General features: G+C 68.1%; 14 protein-coding genes. 9 read left to right on the top strand and 5 right to left on the bottom strand.

Annotated elements, in window-relative coordinates; genetic code table 11:
- Positions 1-225: 225 nt before the first annotated feature.
- Together AC6JAM_RS06295 and AC6JAM_RS06290 are read left to right on the top strand one after the other, a co-directional pair.
- A complete protein-coding gene (locus AC6JAM_RS06295) occupies positions 226-1,806 on the top strand; it encodes a sensor histidine kinase (protein WP_018771723.1) in 1,581 nt (526 codons plus the stop codon).
- Positions 1,803-2,471, top strand: a complete 669-nt coding sequence (locus AC6JAM_RS06290) for a response regulator (RefSeq protein WP_018771722.1) — start codon at positions 1,803-1,805, stop codon at positions 2,469-2,471. Before AC6JAM_RS06295 ends, AC6JAM_RS06290 begins: the two co-directional genes overlap by 4 nt.
- 19 nt (positions 2,472-2,490) lie before the next feature.
- On the opposite strand, the gene hutG is transcribed toward AC6JAM_RS06290, so the two are convergent.
- Positions 2,491-3,480, bottom strand: coding sequence for a formimidoylglutamase (hutG, locus tag AC6JAM_RS06285; protein ID WP_497934289.1), 990 nt, complete (start codon positions 3,478-3,480; stop codon positions 2,491-2,493).
- Positions 3,481-3,709: 229 nt separating this feature from the next.
- Here hutG and AC6JAM_RS06280 point away from each other — a divergent pair, with 229 nt between their 5' ends.
- Positions 3,710-5,014: a cation:proton antiporter gene (locus AC6JAM_RS06280; protein ID WP_497934288.1), complete on the top strand. Its 1,305-nt coding sequence runs from the start codon at positions 3,710-3,712 to the stop codon at positions 5,012-5,014.
- 32 nt (positions 5,015-5,046) lie between these two features.
- Here AC6JAM_RS06280 and AC6JAM_RS06275 read toward each other — a convergent pair whose 3' ends face one another.
- Positions 5,047-6,486, bottom strand: a complete 1,440-nt coding sequence (locus AC6JAM_RS06275; protein ID WP_056392274.1) for an NCS2 family permease — start codon at positions 6,484-6,486, stop codon at positions 5,047-5,049.
- Between the two features lie 111 nt (positions 6,487-6,597).
- On the opposite strand from AC6JAM_RS06275, the gene AC6JAM_RS06270 reads away from it, so the two are divergent.
- A complete protein-coding gene (locus tag AC6JAM_RS06270) occupies positions 6,598-7,251 on the top strand; it encodes a copper resistance CopC family protein (protein WP_018771718.1) in 654 nt (217 codons plus the stop codon).
- A gap of 49 nt (positions 7,252-7,300) precedes the next feature.
- On the opposite strand, the gene AC6JAM_RS06265 is transcribed toward AC6JAM_RS06270, so the two are convergent.
- Positions 7,301-7,939 carry an NAD(P)/FAD-dependent oxidoreductase gene (locus AC6JAM_RS06265; RefSeq protein WP_018771717.1) on the bottom strand — a complete coding sequence of 213 codons (639 nt, stop codon included), beginning with the start codon at positions 7,937-7,939 and terminating at the stop codon, positions 7,301-7,303.
- Between the two features lie 428 nt (positions 7,940-8,367).
- Between AC6JAM_RS06265 and AC6JAM_RS06260 the strand changes: the two genes are divergently transcribed.
- The 5 genes from AC6JAM_RS06260 (at position 8,368) to AC6JAM_RS06240 (ending at position 15,481) form a co-directional block, all read left to right on the top strand.
- Entirely contained in the window at positions 8,368-9,408 is a 1,041-nt protein-coding gene (locus AC6JAM_RS06260; RefSeq protein ID WP_224084250.1) for a universal stress protein, read from the top strand.
- A 63-nt stretch (positions 9,409-9,471) separates the two neighbouring features.
- Positions 9,472-12,315, top strand: a complete 2,844-nt coding sequence (locus AC6JAM_RS06255; RefSeq protein ID WP_497934286.1) for a PEP/pyruvate-binding domain-containing protein — start codon at positions 9,472-9,474, stop codon at positions 12,313-12,315.
- A gap of 60 nt (positions 12,316-12,375) precedes the next feature.
- Positions 12,376-13,491: a LolA family protein gene (locus AC6JAM_RS06250; protein ID WP_018771714.1), complete on the top strand. Its 1,116-nt coding sequence runs from the start codon at positions 12,376-12,378 to the stop codon at positions 13,489-13,491.
- A 45-nt stretch (positions 13,492-13,536) separates the two neighbouring features.
- Complete coding sequence (locus tag AC6JAM_RS06245; protein ID WP_497934285.1) at positions 13,537-14,607, top strand: ABC transporter ATP-binding protein; 1,071 nt, start codon at positions 13,537-13,539, stop codon at positions 14,605-14,607.
- Positions 14,597-15,481 carry an ABC transporter permease gene (locus AC6JAM_RS06240; RefSeq protein ID WP_056392266.1) on the top strand — a complete coding sequence of 295 codons (885 nt, stop codon included), beginning with the start codon at positions 14,597-14,599 and terminating at the stop codon, positions 15,479-15,481. The genes AC6JAM_RS06245 and AC6JAM_RS06240 overlap by 11 nt, the downstream gene beginning before the upstream one ends.
- Before the next feature lie 79 nt (positions 15,482-15,560).
- Here the strand turns inward: AC6JAM_RS06240 and AC6JAM_RS06235 are convergent, their stop codons facing one another.
- Together AC6JAM_RS06235 and AC6JAM_RS06230 are read right to left on the bottom strand one after the other, a co-directional pair.
- Positions 15,561-17,051 carry a C40 family peptidase gene (locus tag AC6JAM_RS06235; RefSeq protein ID WP_497934284.1) on the bottom strand — a complete coding sequence of 497 codons (1,491 nt, stop codon included), beginning with the start codon at positions 17,049-17,051 and terminating at the stop codon, positions 15,561-15,563.
- A gap of 192 nt (positions 17,052-17,243) precedes the next feature.
- Positions 17,244-18,164 carry a cation diffusion facilitator family transporter gene (locus tag AC6JAM_RS06230; protein ID WP_134165195.1) on the bottom strand — a complete coding sequence of 307 codons (921 nt, stop codon included), beginning with the start codon at positions 18,162-18,164 and terminating at the stop codon, positions 17,244-17,246.
- Between the last annotated feature and the right edge of the window lie 2 nt (positions 18,165-18,166).

Here is an 18,166-nt window from a genome sequence, read left to right as displayed (position 1 = left end):
CGTGACGCCGATCACTCTTGTGTACGCAGAGAAAGTTGTGTTCATTGCGTTCACGTTTCCAAACCCCCACAACGGCCCGGCCGCGGGCTTTGGGATATAGTTCCCGGTACCAACCCCGGCCCTGGGCCCGCGCTGCTGCGCGCATAAGGGGCCAGCCAAACCCGCCGGACAACTCCCGGCCCAACCAGCAACTCCAGGAAGACCATTGTGACTCGACGACGAGGAATGTCCCTCGCGGGGCAGTACCTTCTGCTGCAGTTGCTCATTGTCCTGGCCGTCCTGGTGGGCGTGGTGGCCATCTCCCTGGCCCAGTCCGCGGCCGCCTTCGAACGGATCGAAGGCAGGCGTGCCCTGTCGGCCGCGGAAGCCCTGGGCGGCAACCCCGTGGTGCGCGAACTCCTCCCGGACGCCGAACCGCGCGGCGGGGCCGTCCTGCCGTCGGTGGCGGAATCCGTCCGGATCGTCTCGGGCTCCTCCCGGGTCGCGCTCGCGAAACTGGACCGCACCGTGGTGGCGTCCTCGGACCCCAGCCTGCTGGGCGAGCCGCTGGAGCTCGGCGCCAGCCGGGTGATGGAAGGCAGGGCCTGGACCGGAGTGGTGGGCGGCACGCCGGCCCCGCTCCTCTCCGCCCACGTCCCGGTCCTGGACGATACCGGCCGCATGATCGGGATCGCCTCCATCAGCCGCAACTATCCCACCGTGCTCGAGCGGCTGGGCGACGCCGTCCCCAACCTCCTCACGTACCTGGGCGTCGCCAGCGTCCTGGGCATTGCCGGCTCCCTGCTGCTCTCGCGGCGGGTCAAACGGCAGACTCTCGGCATGGAACCCAGCGAAATCACCAGCCTGGTGGAGAACCGTGAAGCCATGCTGCACGGCCTCAAGGAGGGTGTGGTTGCGCTGGACCTGCACGATCGGATCACGGTGGCCAACCACAGCGCCCGCGCCCTGCTCGGACTCCCGCCCGACTGCGTGGGCAAACGCGTGGCGGGCCTCGCCGTCGAACCCGCCCTCAAGGAAGTCCTCACCCGGGACCAGCCCGGGCCTGACCAGCTGGTGCTGGTGGGGGACCGGCTGGTGGTGATGAACCGGGTGCCCATCCAGTCCCGCGGCCGGGTCATCGGCTCGGTCACAACCCTTCGCGACCGCACGGAACTCTCCGAACTGGAGCAGGAACTCGGCACCACCCGCACTGCCACGGACACCCTGCGGGCCCAGGCGCACGAGTTCGCCAACCAGCTGCACGTCATTTCCGGCCTGATCCAGATCGGCGAGTACGACTCCGTGGTCCAGTTCGTCAACGGTGCCACCGTGGACCGGACCCGGCTCAATGACGAAGTGACCGGCCGGATCAAGGATCCCGCGCTCGCTGCCCTGCTGATCGCCAAGTCCAGCCTCGCCACCGAACGGGGCGTGGCCCTGCAGCTGCACCCCGACTCCGTGCTGGACCCCGTTGATGACGAGTTGTCCCGGGACCTCACCACCGTGGTGGGGAACCTGGTGGACAACGCGTTCGACGCCGTCACCGGGCTTCCGCAGGGAGCCGTCACGGTGCGGGTGGAGGGCAAGGCAGGGAAAGACGTCGTGGTGACGGTGCGGGACAATGGTCCCGGCGTTCCCGGCAGCTCCACGGACCACATCTTCCGCCAGGGCTTCACTACCAAGGAACCGGGCCCGGCCGGCAGCCGCGGTTTCGGGCTGGCGCTGTCCCGGGTGGTGTGCCGCCGCAGTGGCGGGAACCTGGCGGTGGCCAACGATAATGGGGCTGTCTTTACCGCCGTGCTGAAACGAGGGAGTACCCAGCCATGATCAAGGTCCTGATCGTCGATGACGACTTCATGGTGGCCAAGGTGCATGCCGGCTTCATCCAGCGCACGCCGGGCTTCGCCGTGGTGGGTGCGGCACACACCGGGGCCCAGGCCGTGGCGGAAACCGAACGGCTCCAGCCGGACCTGGTGCTGCTGGACATCCACCTTCCGGACATCAACGGCCTTGACCTGATGCAGCGCCTGCGAGCGGTGGCACCGGAGCTGGACGTGCTGGTCATCAGTGCCGCACGGGAGGTGGAGACCGTGCGGAAGGCGCTCCGGGGCGGCATTGTCCATTACCTGATCAAGCCTTTTTCGCAGACGGACCTGCAGGAGCGGCTGGAGCACTACCGCAATGCCTACCAAGGCCTTGACGCGTCCAAGGACGTGGCCGAGCAGTCGGACGTCAACCGGGTGTTCGGCCTGGACCGCGCCGAACGTCCGCTCCCCAAGGGCTGCAGCATCGAGACCCTGAAGCTGGTGGAGGCGGCATTGAACGCTGCCGCCGGTGACGTGTCAGCCGCAGAAGTGGCCCAGGAACTGGGCACTTCCCGCGTCAGCGCCCGCCGCTACCTGGAATACCTGCACGACGAAGGCACCCTGGAGGTGCGGCTCAAGTACGGCGTGGGACGGCCGGAGCGCCGGTACGTCCTGAAGGGAGCCTGATTCCGGGCTGCGGCGTCTTTCAGCGCAGCAGCGTGTCCACCAGCCGCGCTGCGGTTTTGGCGGTCCGGCCGTCGATATCGAAGGCCGGGTTCAGCTCCGCAACGTCCAGGTGCAGGAGCTTCCCGCTCCGCGCCACCTGCCGGCACACGGCGGAAATAACAGGCAGCGGCACGCCGTAGGCCGCGGGCGCGCTCACCCCGGGCGCCACGGCCGCGGGCAGCACATCCAGGTCGATGGTCAGGTACAGCACGTCGATGTCCGCCAGGAAGGCGTCCACGAAGTCCCGCACCCTCTCTGCGTCGCAGTCCTCGTCCAGCAGGTACCGAACGCCCAGCGTCCGGGCGGTGTCGAACAGGACCCGGGTGTTGTTCGGCTCCGAGATGCCCACGACGGCGTAGCGGAATTCCCGCCCGGCGTCCGCTTCCGCATGGGCCATCTGCAGGAACGGGGTCCCGGAACTGGGCACCGGCTCGTCGCGGAGGTCGAAGTGGGCGTCAAGGTTCAGGACACCAAGCCGCTGCCCGTTGCGGACCGCCGACGAGGCGCTGACGCCGAGGTAGCTCGCGTAGGCGGTTTCGTGGCCGCCGCCCAGGACAACGGTCTGGTGGCCGGCGTCCAGCAGGGCCGCCACTGCGCGGCCAAGCCGTTCCTGCCCGGCTTCCAGGTCTTCCCCCGGCACCGCCACGTCGCCGAGGTCAGCCACCGTCCGGTCGAGGTGGAAAGCGAGCGGGCCCAGCGCCTTCCGCAAGGCTGCGGGGGCGGCGGACGCTCCGGTGCGCCCCTTGTTCCGGCGCACGCCCTCGTCGCTGGCGAAGCCCAGCAGGGCCACGGGCCTGCCGGTCGCCGTACCCCCCGTACCCGGCGCACCCATCCGGTCCCCCGCACCCGCCGTGGTGCTGTCCAGCGCGTCAACTGCCTGCCACCATCGGCGGTGGCCGGGACCGTCGCCGTCGAACCTCCCGGTCCAGGGCTGGGGCGGGACATCGACGGCGGGGAGCTGGAGGGACATGACTCAAGCTCACCGCATGCGGGGCACGAAAACCAGCAACGCCGCCGTCGTCCTGTCCGGGATCCAAGAACCCCCTAACTCCAGGACCCGGCTTCCAGGTACCCGGACTTCTTACTGCGCCGGGGATATGCCGGGTGCAGGGGTTATGGTGAGAGCAGTCCGCCCCATCGAAGCGTGGCGTGTCCGCTTCCGGATCCACGCAACCATTCCAGGCTGGAGAGCCTTCCCCATGTTCGAAGCCCCAGACATCCTCTTTGCCGCGGCAGGCATCGCCGTCTTCATCGCCGCGGTCCTGCCCAAGCTGCTGCGCGACATGCCGCTGTCCATGCCCATGGTTTTCCTTGGTGCCGGGATGGGGGCGTTCGCGCTGATTCCATCGCTGCCGGACCCCAACCCGGTGGAGCACGGCGATTTTGTCATGCACCTTGCGGAGGTCTGCGTGATCATTTCGCTGATGGGCGCCGGACTGGCCCTGGACCGGCCGGTGGGACGCAAGCGCTGGTCCACCACGTGGCGGCTCCTGGGCATCGCCATGCCGTTGTGCATCCTGGGGTTGACGCTGCTGGGCATGTGGTTCCTGGGCCTGGGGCTGGGCGCGGCCCTGCTGGTGGCCGCCAGCCTCGCCCCCACGGACCCGGTCCTCGCGTCCGAAGTCCAGGTGGGCGAGCCCGCGGACCAGGATGGCCATACCGACAAGGAGGATGAGGTCCGGTTCGGACTCACCTCGGAAGCCGGGCTGAACGACGGGCTGGCTTTCCCGTTCGTGTACCTGGCCATTGCCATCAGCGTCGCCGGGGCAAGCCCAACTGCCTGGTTTGGCGAATGGTTCGGGCTGGACGTGCTGTGGCGGCTGGCCATCGGGCTGCTGGTGGGCTTCCTCACCGGCAAGCTGCTGGCAAGGGTCTTCTTCTCCGCCCATGCGGAGAGCTTCAGGCTGTCCAACCACTCCGAGGGGTTCGTGGCCCTGGCGGCGACGTTCCTGGCCTATGGGCTGACGCAAATGGTGGCGGGCTACGGATTCATCGCGGTCTTCGTCTGCGCCGTGACCATCCGCGCAGCTGAACGCACCCACGGCTACCACCGGGTGCTGCACTCCTACGTGGAGCAGCTGGAACGGCTCCTGACGGTGGTGATCCTGGTCCTGCTCGGCGGTGCAATCGCCCGTGGGCTGCTTGAAGGGATTGGCTTGGGGGAAATGCTGGTGGCGCTGGCATTCCTGCTGGTGGTCCGGCCGCTTGCCGGCTGGCTGGGCCTGCTGGGCGGCAAGACCGGGCCGCGGGAACGCGTGGCGCTCTCCTTCTTTGGCATCCGCGGCATCGGGTCGGTGTACTACCTGGCCTTTGCGCTGGGCGAAGGCCACTTCACGGACCAGGCACACTGGCTCTGGTCCTTCATCGGGCTGGTGGTGGCGCTGTCCATCGTGATCCATGGCGCCACCACCTCGCCCCTCATGAACCGGCTGGACCGGCTGCGCGAAAGGAAGGCGCTGGCGGTGTCCGGCGACGAGGGACTCGCGCCGAACACCCCTGTATAGCTGCATGCCTGTGCAGCTATACAGGGGTCTAGCTACATGCCCAGTGCGGCCTCGATGGGCCCGATGGCGAAGAACAGTGCGAACGCCGCGGCCACGGCCCACATCAGCGGGTGGATGTCCTTGACCCGTCCCTGGACGGTGCGGATCAGGACGTACGCGATGAAGCCTGCGCCCAGGCCGTTGGCGATGGAGTAGGTGAACGGCATCAGGGTGAACGTCAGGAACGCCGGGATGGCGATGCCCCAGTCCTGCCAGTCGATCTTGCCCACCTGGGACACCATCATGAAGCCCACCACTACCAGCGCCGGGGCCACGGCCTCGAACGGCACCAGGTTGATCAGCGGGGTGAAAAACATGGCCACCAGGAACAGCAGGCCGGTGACCACCGAGGCGATACCGGTGCGGGCGCCTTCGCCGATGCCGGCGCCGGCCTCGACATAGATCTGGTTGGAGGAGACGGAAGCGCCGCCGCCGATGATGGCGCCGAGTGCGTCCACCTGGAGCACGCGGTCGACGTCGGGAATGTTGCCGTGCTCGTCCACCGTCCCGGCCTCGTTGGCCAGGCCCACCATGGTGCCCATGGCGTCGAAGAAGATGCTGAGCAGGATTACGAAGGCCAGCAGGGTGGCGGCCACGAAGCCGAGGTGTTCGAAGGCGCCGAAGGGATTGGCCTTGCCGATCAGGGACAGGTCAGGGGCGGCCCAGCCGGAGAACGCCGGCGCCACCAGGGACCAGCCCTGGGGGTTGAAGTTCTTGCCGTCGAAGCTGGGTCCGATGTGCAGGGTTGTCTCAAGGATCACGGACAGCACGGTGGAGGTGATGATGCCGATCAGGATGGCGCCCTTGATCTTGCGCACCACAAGGGCGATGGTCAGGATCAGGCCGAAAACGAACACGGCCGTGGGCCAGCCCAGCAGCTTGCCTTCGAAGCCAAGGCCAACGGGCACCGTGGTGCCTGCAACGTCCGGAATGCGCCGCACGAATCCGGCGTTGACCAGCCCGATCAGGGCGATGAACAGGCCGATGCCCACCACGATTGCCGTCTTGAGGCCGTCCGGCACGGCCTTGAAGACGGCGGTCCGGAAGCCGGTGAGGACCAGGATCAGCATGGTGACGCCGGAGAGGACCACCAGGCCCATCATGTCCGGCCAGCTGAGTTCCGGGTTTGTGGCCACGGTGACGGCCACGAAGGCATTCACGCCGAGGCCGGTGGCCAGCGCGAAGGGGTGCCGGCCCCAGGCGCCCATCAGGATGGTCAGGATGCCTGCCACGAACGCGGTCACGGCGGCCACGGCGGTGAAGCCCAGTGTGGTGCCGTTCGAGTCCGGACCGGACAGGATCAGCGGGTTCAGCACCACGATGTAGCTCATGGCGAAGAAGGTGGCGAACCCGCCGCGGATCTCGCGGGAAAGGTTGGAACCGCGCTCGGTGACCCTGAAATACCGGTCCAGGGCAGAGCCTTGCTTAAGCATTAGTCCTCCGGGGAAGTGTGTGGGGATACCTGCATCCTAAGGGGGCGGCAGGGAATGGGCCGGCAAATGCGCCTAGTCTGTAAGGAAGCCAACACAAGGAGCAGCCCAAACATGCGCCACGTCCGCCGCCGACTGCTGGGCTTTGTGCCCGGTTTCTTCGTCCTCTCCGTTGTCCTCGCCGCCGCGATGCTGGGCCTGGCGGGCCCGGCCAGCGCCCATGATGCCGCAGAGTCCACCAGCCCGGCCCAGGGTGCGGCGCTGCCGGCGCCGCCCGGCGAGGTTTCGGTGACCTTCAGCAACAAGCCGCTGGGCATCGGCTCGTCGTTCTCGGTCAAGGACGCCGGCGGTACCGAATGGGCTGAGGGGTCCGTGCAGATCGTGGACAACGTGGCCACCCAAAAGCTTCGGCCAGGCGGCCCCGCGGGGAAGTACACCGTGGCATGGCGCGTGGTCAGTTCGGACTCGCACCCCATTGAGGGCACATTCACTTTCACCGCGGCCACAGGCGACCCGTCCGCAACGGCGGGCCCGGCCAGTCCGACGGCGGCGGGTGCAGTTCCGGGAATGGGTACAGCACAGCCCGGGGTTACGGAGGAGCCGTCCGTGCCTGCCAATGCCGGCGAGCCCTTCCAGTGGAGCATCGTGATTTTTGCGGCCGTTGCCGTGGGGCTGCTGGTGGCCCTCGGTGTCCTGGCCCGGCGCCGGCTCACAGGCGACGGGGATGACGGGGACGGCATGGATGCCGGGGAGGACGGCCGGGGGTAGCCCGGCCCGGGGGTGCCGGCCGGCTCCGGCCTGGCGGCGGGCAGGGCTGTCAGCAGGTCAGCACCGCAAAGCTGCCCGTTGCCGGGAAGGCGCCGCCGGACGGGTGGCCACTGCCCGGATTGACCTTGGCGGAGATGGCCTGGCCCACCGTCTTGGCCTGGCGCAGTACTTCCTTGGGCGACGGCGTGATCAGCTCACCCACTCCCACCAGGTAGATGCCAATGGCCCGCATGGCCGCTGCCACGTTCCGGCCTACGGCGATCCCGAAGTCGTTGAGCATGCGCCGCAGCTGGCTGTGGGCGCACCTGGTCAGGACGATGTGGTCGGCCACCAGGATGCCGGTGGGGGTGTGCACCTGCCATTGCGGAGCGGCGCCGTGCCCGGGTCCCTGGAGCATGGTCAGCTGGACCGCGCGGGTTGTGTTCCGGACGTCCACGCTGTGGCTTGTGGCGTAATTGCGCAAATGGCGCAGGATCTCGTTGCGCTCCCGGAGGGTGTCGCTGTCCGCCGCGTCGCAGCGCTGCAGCGATGACGTGTTTGCGGGTTGCCCGGCGCCGAGGATGTCCAGCCCGTCCACCACAATGGAGGCCACGCGGTGGCGGCGCAGTTCTGCGGCCACGGCAAGCCCGGACAGGCCCGTGCCAATGATGACAGTGGTGGTCTGTTCGGTCTGGGCATCCCCAGGCATGCTTGACACTACAGTTTCCCTCCTTCGAAGCTTTCGGCAGGTGCCGGCGTCCTCGCCGGCCCGCGTCCCGTTACCCCCAAGTACGGCCGCAGCGCATGGCCCGGGACAGTGCGCGCAGGAAGCTGCGGTTGGCGTCCCGGACCAACAATGTCCTGAAGACTACAGAACAAATGCGGCCGTGGATAGCCCAATGAGGAAAACGTTTCTGATGACATGAAGGCGCTTTCCCAGCCGCTCCGGAGGGCCTGTGGATAACCCGGCCTACCCGCCCCTGAACAGGCTTGCTAAGCCCTGGGGGACGGAGAATAGTGGGAATCGGGAACGGCCCTTTTCCTGCCGGTGCCGCTGGGGGCCGGGATGCACGGGGAGTGGTCCGTTTTCTGGCAGAATAGCCGCAACATCAGGCGTATCGCGAGGAGGCGGCCCCCATGGGCTCACGAGAGTTGCACCCGGACCAGGCCCGGGACGGTGGTGGTGCGTCACCCGCTCCCCACGGCATCGTGGTGGGCGTGGACGGTTCGGACCATGGCCAGTGCGCCTTGGTGTGGGCCGCGCGGGAAGCCCAGCGCCGCCGTCGTCCGCTCCATATCGTCACCGCCTATTCCGTGCCGATCTTCGCCGCGTCCGGACTGGACGGAGGCTATGCCACGGTGGACGATTCCGTCATCCGTGAAGGTGCCGAGGCCATCGCCAAGCAGGCTGTTGAAAAGGTTTCCGCTTACGACATTGATGTCAGTTCCTCCGTAGAGAACGGCGACGCAGCAGGAGTCCTGCTGGAAATCTCCGAAACCGCGCAACTCCTGGTGGTGGGCACCCGCGGCCGCGGCGGCTTCGTGGGCCGCCTCCTGGGATCGGTCAGCAGTGCCCTGCCTGCCCATGCAAAATGCCCCACCGTGACGGTCCCCTTGTTCTGTTCGGACCGGCTCGGTGAAACCACCGAGGACCGCCGCGTCAAGGCGGAGCAGGCCAAGTCCGGCCACCGGCTGGTGGAGAACGTGGTGGTGGTCGGCGTCGATGGCTCCGAGCAGGCACGCGTTGCCGTCCTCGAAGCAGCCGACCAGGCCGAACGGCTGGGTGCCTCGCTCCGCGTGATCTGTGCCGTCCCCCAGTACAGCGGTTCCCTGGCCTGGGTTCCCGCACCCATGGACCGGAAGGCATTGTTTGACGATATCCGGGTCACCCTGGAGGCCGGCATGGCGTGGCTCCGCAGCCACTACCCGCACCTGCGGGCTGACTACGAGCTGAAGGACGGTTCGCCGGTGGACGTGCTCGTGGAGGAAAGCCGGCACGTGGAACTGGTGGTGGTGGGTACCCGCGGCCGCGGGGGCTTCACCGGAATGCTTCTGGGCTCAACGTCCGATGGCGTCCTGCACCATGCAAAGGGCCCGGTCATGGTGGTCCCGGACCGGGAAGACCCCCGCCTGGCGGACCGTGCGCGGTTCGGTCCGATCCTCGGCGACGCCGCCTAGCCGGCACCGGACAAACAGCAAGGCATCCCCGGAATACCGCCGCTCGGATAAGGCATCTGGGACATGGAGCAGCCAGGGCTGTCAAAAGTCGGCACCAGCACGGACGCCGGGCTGGTGCTGGACCTGCGCCGGCTCGACGCCGGAATGCTGGGCTTGGCGGGTGGCAAGGCAGCCAACCTTGGAGAGCTGTTGTCCGCAGGGTTGCCGGTCCCGGAGGGTTTCTGCCTCACTACCGCTGCATACCGGCAGGCAACCGGCGCCCCCGACTCCCTGCCTCCCGCGCTGGCCGGGGTTTATGCCACCCTGGGGGACGCCGCCCGGTCCGGCGTTACGGAACCGCATGACGTGGCAGGGCTGGCTGAAACAGCCCGTGCCGCGATCCTGGCACTTCCGCTTCCGGCGGCGGTTTCCCGCGAGGTGGAACAGGCGTACGCGGCCCTGGGACCCGATGTTCCGGTAGCGGTCAGGTCCTCGGCCACCGCAGAAGACCTGCCATTCGCCAGCTTCGCCGGGCAGCAGGACACCTACCTCAACGTCGTCGGAGTGCCTGCCCTGCTTGAGGCCGTCCGCAACTGCTGGGCGTCGCTGTGGACGGACCGGGCAACCGCCTACCGGGCAAGCCTGGGGATCGATCCGGCCGGCGTTGCGCTCGCGGTGGTGGTCCAGCGGATGGTGGACGCGGACGCTGCCGGCGTCATGTTCACGGCGAACCCCCTGACCGGCCGCAGGCGGCAGATCGTTATCGATGCCAGTCCCGGCCTGGGCGAGGCCGTCGTCTCAGGCGCCGTCAATCCGGACCACTTCGTGGTGGACGCCCTGACCGGAAGGGTCCTGGAACGGAAACTGGGAGATAAGGGCGTGGCGGTACGCCCCCTTCCCGGTGGCGGGACGCAAACCCTGAAGGTTCCCGCAACCAGCAATGCTGCCTGCCTGACGGACAGCCAACTGGCTGGACTGGCGCGCCTTGGCCTCGAGGCCGAGGATCATTTCGGCGCCCCGCAGGACACCGAGTGGGCCATCGACCGTACCGGGGCCCTGTGGCTCACCCAGTCCAGGCCGATCACCACCCTCTACCCCGTCCCGGAGAGCAACGGTGCCGCGGGCAGGGTCCCCCAGGGCAGCCCCGCCGCAAGCGGTACCAGGGCGTATCTCTGTTTCAGCCTGGCCCAGGGGCTTACCCGCCCGCTGACGCCCATGGGCCTTGCGGCGCTGCGGCTCGTCGCCTCCTCCATCGCCCAGGCTGCAGGCTTCCCTGTTCCGGACCCCCGTGGCGGACCGTCGCCCTATGCCGAGGCCGGGCAGCGGATCTACGTCGACTTCACCACTCCCATCCGCAGCACCGTGGGCCGGCGCCTTGTACCCCGCGTCTTCGACATCATGGAGGCCCGGACAGCAACGGTCATGCGGCAACTGTTCGACGATCCCGCCTTTTCGGTGACCACGAGGACGCCTTTCGGGCTGCTGCATCACATCGTTCCCGTCGCAGCCCGCGCCAAGGTTCCCGCCACGCTTCTCCGGGCGCTGGTCCGGCCCCGGGCAGCGCTCCGGCGGCTGGACCGCTTCACGCGCGACTTCGAGGCATCCCTGGGCTCCGAAGACAGTGCCGGCGCGCCGGCACGCCTTGACCACGCCGAATCCCTCCTTGGGCAGCGCCTGTTCCCGATTGTTCCGGCAATTCTTCCCCTTCCCGCCCTGGGGTTCGCCATGCTCGGCGTTGCGGGAAGACTGCTGGGTGGCAATGCCTGGGCTGAGCTGCAGCCCGTGATCCGTGGCCTGCCCAACAACATCACCACCGAAATGGACCTGGAGCTGTGGCACCTTGCCAAGGAAATCCGGGAAGACGTTCAATCACGAACCGAACTCATGGCAGGCGATCCCACCGTCCTGGCAGCCGCGTACCAGGCCGGACAGCTGCCCGCACGCCTCGATGCGGGCCTCACCCGGTTCCTGGACGAGTACGGCCACCGGGCAGTGGGCGAAATCGACGTTGGACTGCCGCGATGGTCCGAAGAGCCGGCACACATCCTGGGCATCCTCGCCAATTACCTCAGGCTCGAGGACCCGGCCCTGGCGCCTGACGCACAGTTCAGCAAGGCCGTGGAGGACGCGGAAACGCAGGTGGACCGGCTCGTTGCCCGCGCCGCCGCCCGCGGCAGGATCCGGGGAAGGCTGGTGCGTGCCGCGCTGCACAGGGCACGGCTGTTCGCCGGCCTGCGCGAGCTGCCAAAGTACCAGCTGGTGACCGGCCTCGGGGAAGTCCGCCGGCAACTGCTGCTGGTGGGCGGGGAGCTGGCCCGGGCGGGCGTCATCGAACAGCAGGACGACGTGTTCTTCCTGGACTTGGTTGAAACCAGGCAGGCCTTGTCCGTGGACGCCGACGGCGGAGCGCCCGTCCAGGACTTTCGCGCACTCGTGGCCGGCCGCCGCGAGGATTACGCCCAGGAGCTCAGGCGCCGGCATATTCCCCGGGTTCTGCTCTCGGATGGAACCGAACCCGAAGCGGTGCGCACCGCCGTCGGCGTCACCATGGAAGGAATGCTGACAGGCAGCGCAGCCTCGGCAGGAACAGTGACCGCTGCCGCGCGCGTCATCCTGGATCCCGTGGGAGCCCGGCTTGAGCCGGGCGAAATCCTGGTTGCCCCTTCCACGGACCCCGGCTGGACGCCGCTGTTCCTCACTGCGGGCGGGCTGGTGATGGAAATGGGCGGAGCCAATTCCCACGGCGCAGTTGTGGCCAGGGAGTACGGGATACCTGCGGTGGTCGGAGTCGCGGACGCTACCGGGCTGATCAGGACCGGCCAACAAATAACGGTCGACGGCGGTGCGGGCACCGTAGTGCCGGAACGGCCCGGCCGGCAGCAGGATGGGGGCGCTGCGGGTGACACCGATCCACCTGCACCGGCGTAGTCTTTACCTATGGGCTCCAACACGCTGGATTCCAGCGGACCGTCGCAACGAAACAGCATAATGAACCGCCGGGCATGGCTGCGGTGGCTGCCCGCCGTCGCGGCTCCGCTGGCGATCGCTGCGGGCGCCTTGGCCGGCTCCCTTCCGGCCGGTGCCAGCAACCCACTTCCGGCCAAGACGCCGGCGCAGGTCCTGGAGTTGGCGGCAAGCCACCAGGTGCACACGTTCTCAGGGACAGTGGAGCAGTCCGCCGACCTGGGGCTTCCGGAGCTGCCCGCCACCGGGAAACCATCCGGTCCCGCGGCCGCGGGGAGTGCCGCATCCGTGATTGAGCTGCTGTCCGGCAAGCACACCGCGCGCGTCTACCTGGACGGCAAGGACAACGCCCGCGTGCAGGTGATGGACCAACTGGCTGAACGTGACGTGGTCCGCCACGGCAGCGACGTCTGGTTCTATTCGTCGAAGGACAACACAGCCGCACACTTGACCCTGCCGGAGCATGCCCAGGATCCATCCCGGGCGAAGGACCATCAGTGGGCAGGTGGGATGCCGACGCCAGGCGACCTGGCACAACGCTTCCTGTCCAAGGTTGAACCGACCACGGCCGTTTCGGTGGGGCCGGACGTTTCCGTCGCAGGACGGGCTGCCTACAACCTGCTGATTGAGCCGCGCACCGACGCGACCCTGGTGGGTAAGGTGGCCATCGCCGTCGACGGTGAAAACGGCATGCCCCTGTCCGTGCAGGTGACCGCACGCGGAGCGGACACCCCGGCGTTCCGTTCCGGGTTCACCAGCCTTTCGCTGGAGGCTCCTGACCAGTCCGTCTTCACCTTTACCCCGCCTCCGGGCAGCACGGTCAAGGAACTTCCCGTTCCGGACAAGCCCCATGAGCCCGCAGACATGCACAGCCCCGACGGCATGCATCCCGGTGCCACTAAAGACGTTTCCGTAACCGGCGCCGGATGGGAGACCGTGGTGGGCACGGCGCGTGGGTCTGCTGCCGCTGCCGAGTCGCTGCTGCAGGACCCGCTGCTGTCCCAGGCCGCCGTTGCCGTCCCCGGCGGCCGGCTGCTCTCCACCGCCCTGCTCAACGTCCTGGTCACGGACGACGGCCGGATCTTCGCAGGAATGGTGCCGCCGGAGCGGCTGCAGGCCGCAGCAGCAGCGGCCCAATAAGTGTTGGGTGGACGGGGGAGTGTTGGCCGGACGGGGGCCGGCCCGGTGAGCGCGGGGTTGGCGATCGAGACCCGGGGACTCAGCAAGCACTTTGGTCGGCAGGCCGCCGTCGACAGCGTGGACCTGGCCGTCCCGCACGGGAGTGTCTTCGGCTTCCTGGGGCCCAACGGCTCCGGCAAGACCACCACCATCCGGATGCTGCTCGGCCTGGCGGCCGCATCCGCGGGGACGGTTCACCTGCTGGGCCAGGAGATGCCCGGCAAGCTCCATAATGTGTTGCCGCGCGTGGGCGCCCTGGTGGAAGGCCCCGCCTTCTACCCTTTTCTGTCCGGCGCCGCCAACCTGCACCGGCTCGACGCCGCGGGCCCGCACACCGTGCCCGCCACACGCAAAGCGAGGGTGCAGCGGGCGCTGGAGCGCGTGGGCCTGGAGCACGCCGCCGGCAAACGGGTGCACGCGTACTCCCTGGGCATGAAGCAGCGGCTGGGCATCGCCAACGCCTTGCTGTCGCCACGGGACCTGCTGGTACTGGACGAACCCACCAACGGGCTGGACCCGCAGGGCACCCGGGAAGTCCGGAACCTGGTGCGGTCGCTGGCGCATGAGGGCACCACCGTTTTCGTGTCCAGCCACCTGCTGGCCGAGGTGGACCAGATGTGCACCCACGCTGCCGTCATGAGCGCAGGAAAGCTCGTGGCACAGGGGCCCCTGGCTGAGTTGCGGCAGGCCGGCAGCACCCGGCTCCGGATGGTAACGCCCGACGGCGGTGCGGCCCGGCAGGTCCTCGCGCGGCTGGGGCTGGTACCGGAACCTGGACACGCTGAACCCCGACAAGCTGAACCCCGACAAGCTGAACCCGGACCCACTGAACCCGGACCCACTGAACCCGGACCCACTGAACCCCGACCCGCTCAACCCGCGCGGGCGCGGCCGGACGGCGAGACGATCGTTGCGGCCATGGTGGACGGTGCCCAGCCGCCCGCGGTGCTTCCCGAGGACGTCGTGGCGCACCTGGTCCAGGCCGGCGTCCGGGTCCGGGGATTCGCCGTCGAGCGTGAAAGCCTTGAGGACCGCTTTGTTGCCCTCACGGGGGAAGGATTCGACGTTGCCCAGTAGTGTTCCCGCGGATCTTCCGGAGGCTGCCGGAACAGCCCGGCCGGCCGCAGTGCCGCGCAGTTCCGGGCTGTCCCTGTTGGGGTCGGAGCTCAAGGTCCTGTTCGGGCGCCGGCGGACCTGGGCGCTGCTCCTGGCGCTCGCTGCCATTCCGGTCCTGATTGCCGTTGCCGTGAAGGTCTCTTCCGCGGTCCCGCCCGGGCGGGGACCCGCCTTCCTTGACCGGATCACCCAGAACGGCCTGTTTGTGGCCTTCACCGCCATGCTGGTTTCCGTGCCGCTGTTCATGCCGCTCGCGGTAGGTGTGGTGGCGGGGGATACGATCGCCGGGGAGGCGAACCTGGGCACCCTCCGGTACCTGTTGGTGGCACCGGCCGGGCGGGTCAGGCTCCTCCTGGTCAAGTACGCGGGCGCGCTGGCCTTCTGTATCGTGGCCCCGTTGACCGTCGGTCTTGCCGGCGCTGCCATTGGCGCGGCACTTTTCCCGGTGGGTCCCGTGACACTGTTGTCCGGCGGGGTGGTCCAGCCGTCCGAAGCTGCCCTGCGCATCGTGCTGATCGCTGCCTACCTGGCGGTGTCACTCGCCGGCCTTTCGGCGATCGGGCTTTTCCTGTCCACGCTGACAGTGGTGCCGGTGGGAGCGATGGCCGCCACCGTGGTGGTCTCGGTGGTCTCGCAGGTCCTTGACCAGCTTCCGCAGCTGGAGTGGCTGCACCCCTGGCTCTTTAGCCACTACTGGCTTGGTTTCGGTGACATGTTGCGTCAGCCGTTGGTGTGGGATTCCTTTGCCAGCAATGCGCTCCTGCAGGCCGGGTATATGGCAGTGTTCGGGGCGCTCGCCTATGGCCGGTTCGTCACCAAGGACATCCTGAGCTGAGGCAGTCAAGCAATCTATCCGTGGAAGTCAACCGCACCGTTCAACCGCACAGTTCAACCGCACAATTCATCCGTGCCGCCTAGTAGCGGGCCGCGTAGGGGTAGAGGTCCATGCCCACCATGGAGCTGATGGTGGACACGGTGATGCCTTCCTGCGGGTTGAGTGCCTGCACCACCTGGCCGTTCCCGAGGTAGATGGCCACGTGGTAGAAGTTCGGTGCCGAACCCCAGACCAGCAGGTCGCCGCGGCGGGCCTGCGAAATGGGGACGTGGACCGGCGCGGCGGCATATTGCTGTGAAGCTGTGCGGGGGAGGTACTTGCCGGCTGCGGCGAAGGCGTTCTGCACCAGCCCGGAGCAGTCAAAGCCGTAGGGACCGGTACCGCCCCACTGGTAGAAGTACGGCGCGCCCACCTTTCCCAAAGCGACGGTGATGGCTGCCTCGTAGGTGCCCGAGCCGGTGGCAGGGGCAGGGGCAGGGGCAGGCGCCGGTGCAGGCGCGGCGGGTGCGGGTGCCGGTGCAGCGGGTGCGGGTGCTGGTGCGGCGGGTGCGGGTGCGGGTGCGGGGGCAACCGGAGCAGGAACGGGGGCGGGTGCAGCCGGGGCAGGCGCAGGGGCGGCGGGGGCGGGAGCAGCCGGGGCAGGCGCTGCCGGAGCCGCCGGGGCCAGTTCCTGCCCGCGGCTGTTCTGGTTCGCTGCCTGATTCTGTGCTGCCTGGTTTTGGGCGGCATTGTCCTGCGCAGCTTTTTCCTGGGCGGCCTTGTCTGCGGCGGCGGACAGGGCGGCAAGCCGCGCCTCTTCACGCTGCCGTTCCAGGGCATCCACGCGGGCCGATTCAAGGGCCACAGTGGTGTTGCGGAGCTGCGCCAACTGGTCCACCAGGATGGTCCGCTGCGCTTTCGCGTCGGCCACGGCCTTGGCCTGCGCGGCATTGGCCTGTTCCGCCTGGGACTTCCGTTGTTCAGCGGTCTTCGCTGCGTCGTCTGCGGCTTTGGTGGCGTCGTCGGCAGCTGCCGTCAGGGACCGGTAGGCGGTGGCCGCGGTGTCCGCCGCTTCGAAGGCCCGGCTGCGGCTGGCCGAGAAGGCCTCGAGCGTGGCTGCCTGCTGCAGGCTCTCGCTGCCGCTGGCAATGGTTCCGAGGGTCGGGTTCAGGCCGCCGTTGCGGTACAGGTCCCCGGCAAGCTGCCCAACCTGCTTCCGGGTCTTGTCCTGCTGTTCACGGGCGGACGAGGCTTTGGCTGATGCAACGGATGCCGCTTCGGTCCTTTGCTGCAGCTCCACCAGTGCCTCGCTGTACGAGTTGTTGGCCTGCATGGCCACGGCAAAGGCTGCCTGCTGGGCTGCGGACGCGTCGGCAAGGATGCGCTCGATGGCGCCGACCTGGTCCGCCGTGGCGGCCTCACTGGCCTTAGCCGCGGCGATGTCCTCCGGCGAAGGGATGTCAGGCGACGCCGGAACGGCCAGTGGAGCGGACGGCGCCGGTACAGCGGCTGCCGGCGTTGCCGCGGATGCAAAAAGGACGACGGCGGCGCACAGCACGGCGGTCCTGCGGCCGGATCCGGATAAAGCCATCTGCAGAGACCTCGCAACGTTAAGGCCGGGAGTGAGGTTCTGGATGCGGCACGACGATGCCCCTCAGCTGCCCCCAGCAGTCCGAGGTTACGTGACCCTCTGCACATTAGCAACAGCAGTCACACCAATAACATAAACCACAACAGTGTCATTAGGGGCGGTTTTGGTCCGGTGTGTCGTGGTCGGCCGGGGTCAGGCGTGCTGGTGCGCCTCATGCTCGGAGTGGCTGGCAGGTTCCAGCTGGAAGGTGCAGTGGTCGGTATCGAAGTGGGAGCCCAGGCAGGTGATGAGCTTGTCCAGCAACTGGTCGGCGCCGCGGGCATTGAGCACCCCGTCCTCCACCACAACGTGGGCAGAGAAGACGGGGACGCCGGACGTGATGGTCCAAATGTGGATGTCATGCACATCCGTCACACCGGCCACCGAAAGGATGTGCTCGCGGATCATCTGCACCTCCACCCCTTTGGGACTGGCTTCCAGGAGGACGTCCACCACATCGCGCAGCAGGCTCCACGCCCGCGGCAGGATCATCAGCGCGATCAGGACGGAGGCAATGGTGTCCGCCGCCTGGAAGCCGGTCAGCATGATCACTGCGGCCGCGATGATGACGGCCACGGAACCAAGGAGGTCGCCAAGGACTTCCAGGTAGGCGCCGCGGATGTTCAGGCTCTCATCCTGTGCCGTGCGCAGGATCACGAGCGAAACCAGGTTGGCCACCGCACCGAGGACGGCGGCAAACAGCATGATGTCCGTCTGCACCTCCGGCGGCGCACCGAACCGGCGGACCGCCTCCGTGAAGATGACCACGGAGATCACGATCAGGATCAGCGCATTGGCGAGGGCGGCCAGGACCTCAGCGCGCTGGTAGCCGTACGTCCGCTGGTTGCTCGCCGGGCGGCCCGCAATCCAGGAGGCCAGGAGCGCGATGGTGACACCTGCCGCGTCCGAGAGCATATGTCCCGCATCGGCGAGAAGGGACAGCGATCCGGACAGCACAGCCCCGATGATCTGGATGACCACCACGCCAAGCGTGATTCCCAGGACGGCCACAAGGCGTTTCCGGTGCCGCCCCGTGGCGGTGATCCCATGGCTGTGGCTGTGGTCGTGTCCCATGC

The organism is Arthrobacter sp. GmRoot5-12 (assembly GCF_059739365.1).
This window is presented reverse-complemented; position numbering and strand designations above follow the sequence as displayed.

What these genes read in the sequence shown, in the direction of transcription:
- AC6JAM_RS06295 (WP_018771723.1), top strand. Translation starts at nt 226, where the DNA reads ATGTCCCTCGCGGGGCAGTACCTTCTGCTGCAGTTGCTCATTGTCCTG.
- AC6JAM_RS06290 (WP_018771722.1), top strand. Translation starts at nt 1,803, where the DNA reads ATGATCAAGGTCCTGATCGTCGATGACGACTTCATGGTGGCCAAGGTG.
- hutG (WP_497934289.1), bottom strand. Translation starts at nt 3,480, where the DNA reads ATGTCCCTCCAGCTCCCCGCCGTCGATGTCCCGCCCCAGCCCTGGACC.
- AC6JAM_RS06280 (WP_497934288.1), top strand. Translation starts at nt 3,710, where the DNA reads ATGTTCGAAGCCCCAGACATCCTCTTTGCCGCGGCAGGCATCGCCGTC.
- AC6JAM_RS06275 (WP_056392274.1), bottom strand. Translation starts at nt 6,486, where the DNA reads ATGCTTAAGCAAGGCTCTGCCCTGGACCGGTATTTCAGGGTCACCGAG.
- AC6JAM_RS06270 (WP_018771718.1), top strand. Translation starts at nt 6,598, where the DNA reads ATGCGCCACGTCCGCCGCCGACTGCTGGGCTTTGTGCCCGGTTTCTTC.
- AC6JAM_RS06265 (WP_018771717.1), bottom strand. Translation starts at nt 7,939, where the DNA reads ATGCCTGGGGATGCCCAGACCGAACAGACCACCACTGTCATCATTGGC.
- AC6JAM_RS06260 (WP_224084250.1), top strand. Translation starts at nt 8,368, where the DNA reads ATGGGCTCACGAGAGTTGCACCCGGACCAGGCCCGGGACGGTGGTGGT.
- AC6JAM_RS06255 (WP_497934286.1), top strand. Translation starts at nt 9,472, where the DNA reads ATGGAGCAGCCAGGGCTGTCAAAAGTCGGCACCAGCACGGACGCCGGG.
- AC6JAM_RS06250 (WP_018771714.1), top strand. Translation starts at nt 12,376, where the DNA reads ATGAACCGCCGGGCATGGCTGCGGTGGCTGCCCGCCGTCGCGGCTCCG.
- AC6JAM_RS06235 (WP_497934284.1), bottom strand. Translation starts at nt 17,051, where the DNA reads ATGGCTTTATCCGGATCCGGCCGCAGGACCGCCGTGCTGTGCGCCGCC.
- AC6JAM_RS06230 (WP_134165195.1), bottom strand. Translation starts at nt 18,164, where the DNA reads ATGGGACACGACCACAGCCACAGCCATGGGATCACCGCCACGGGGCGG.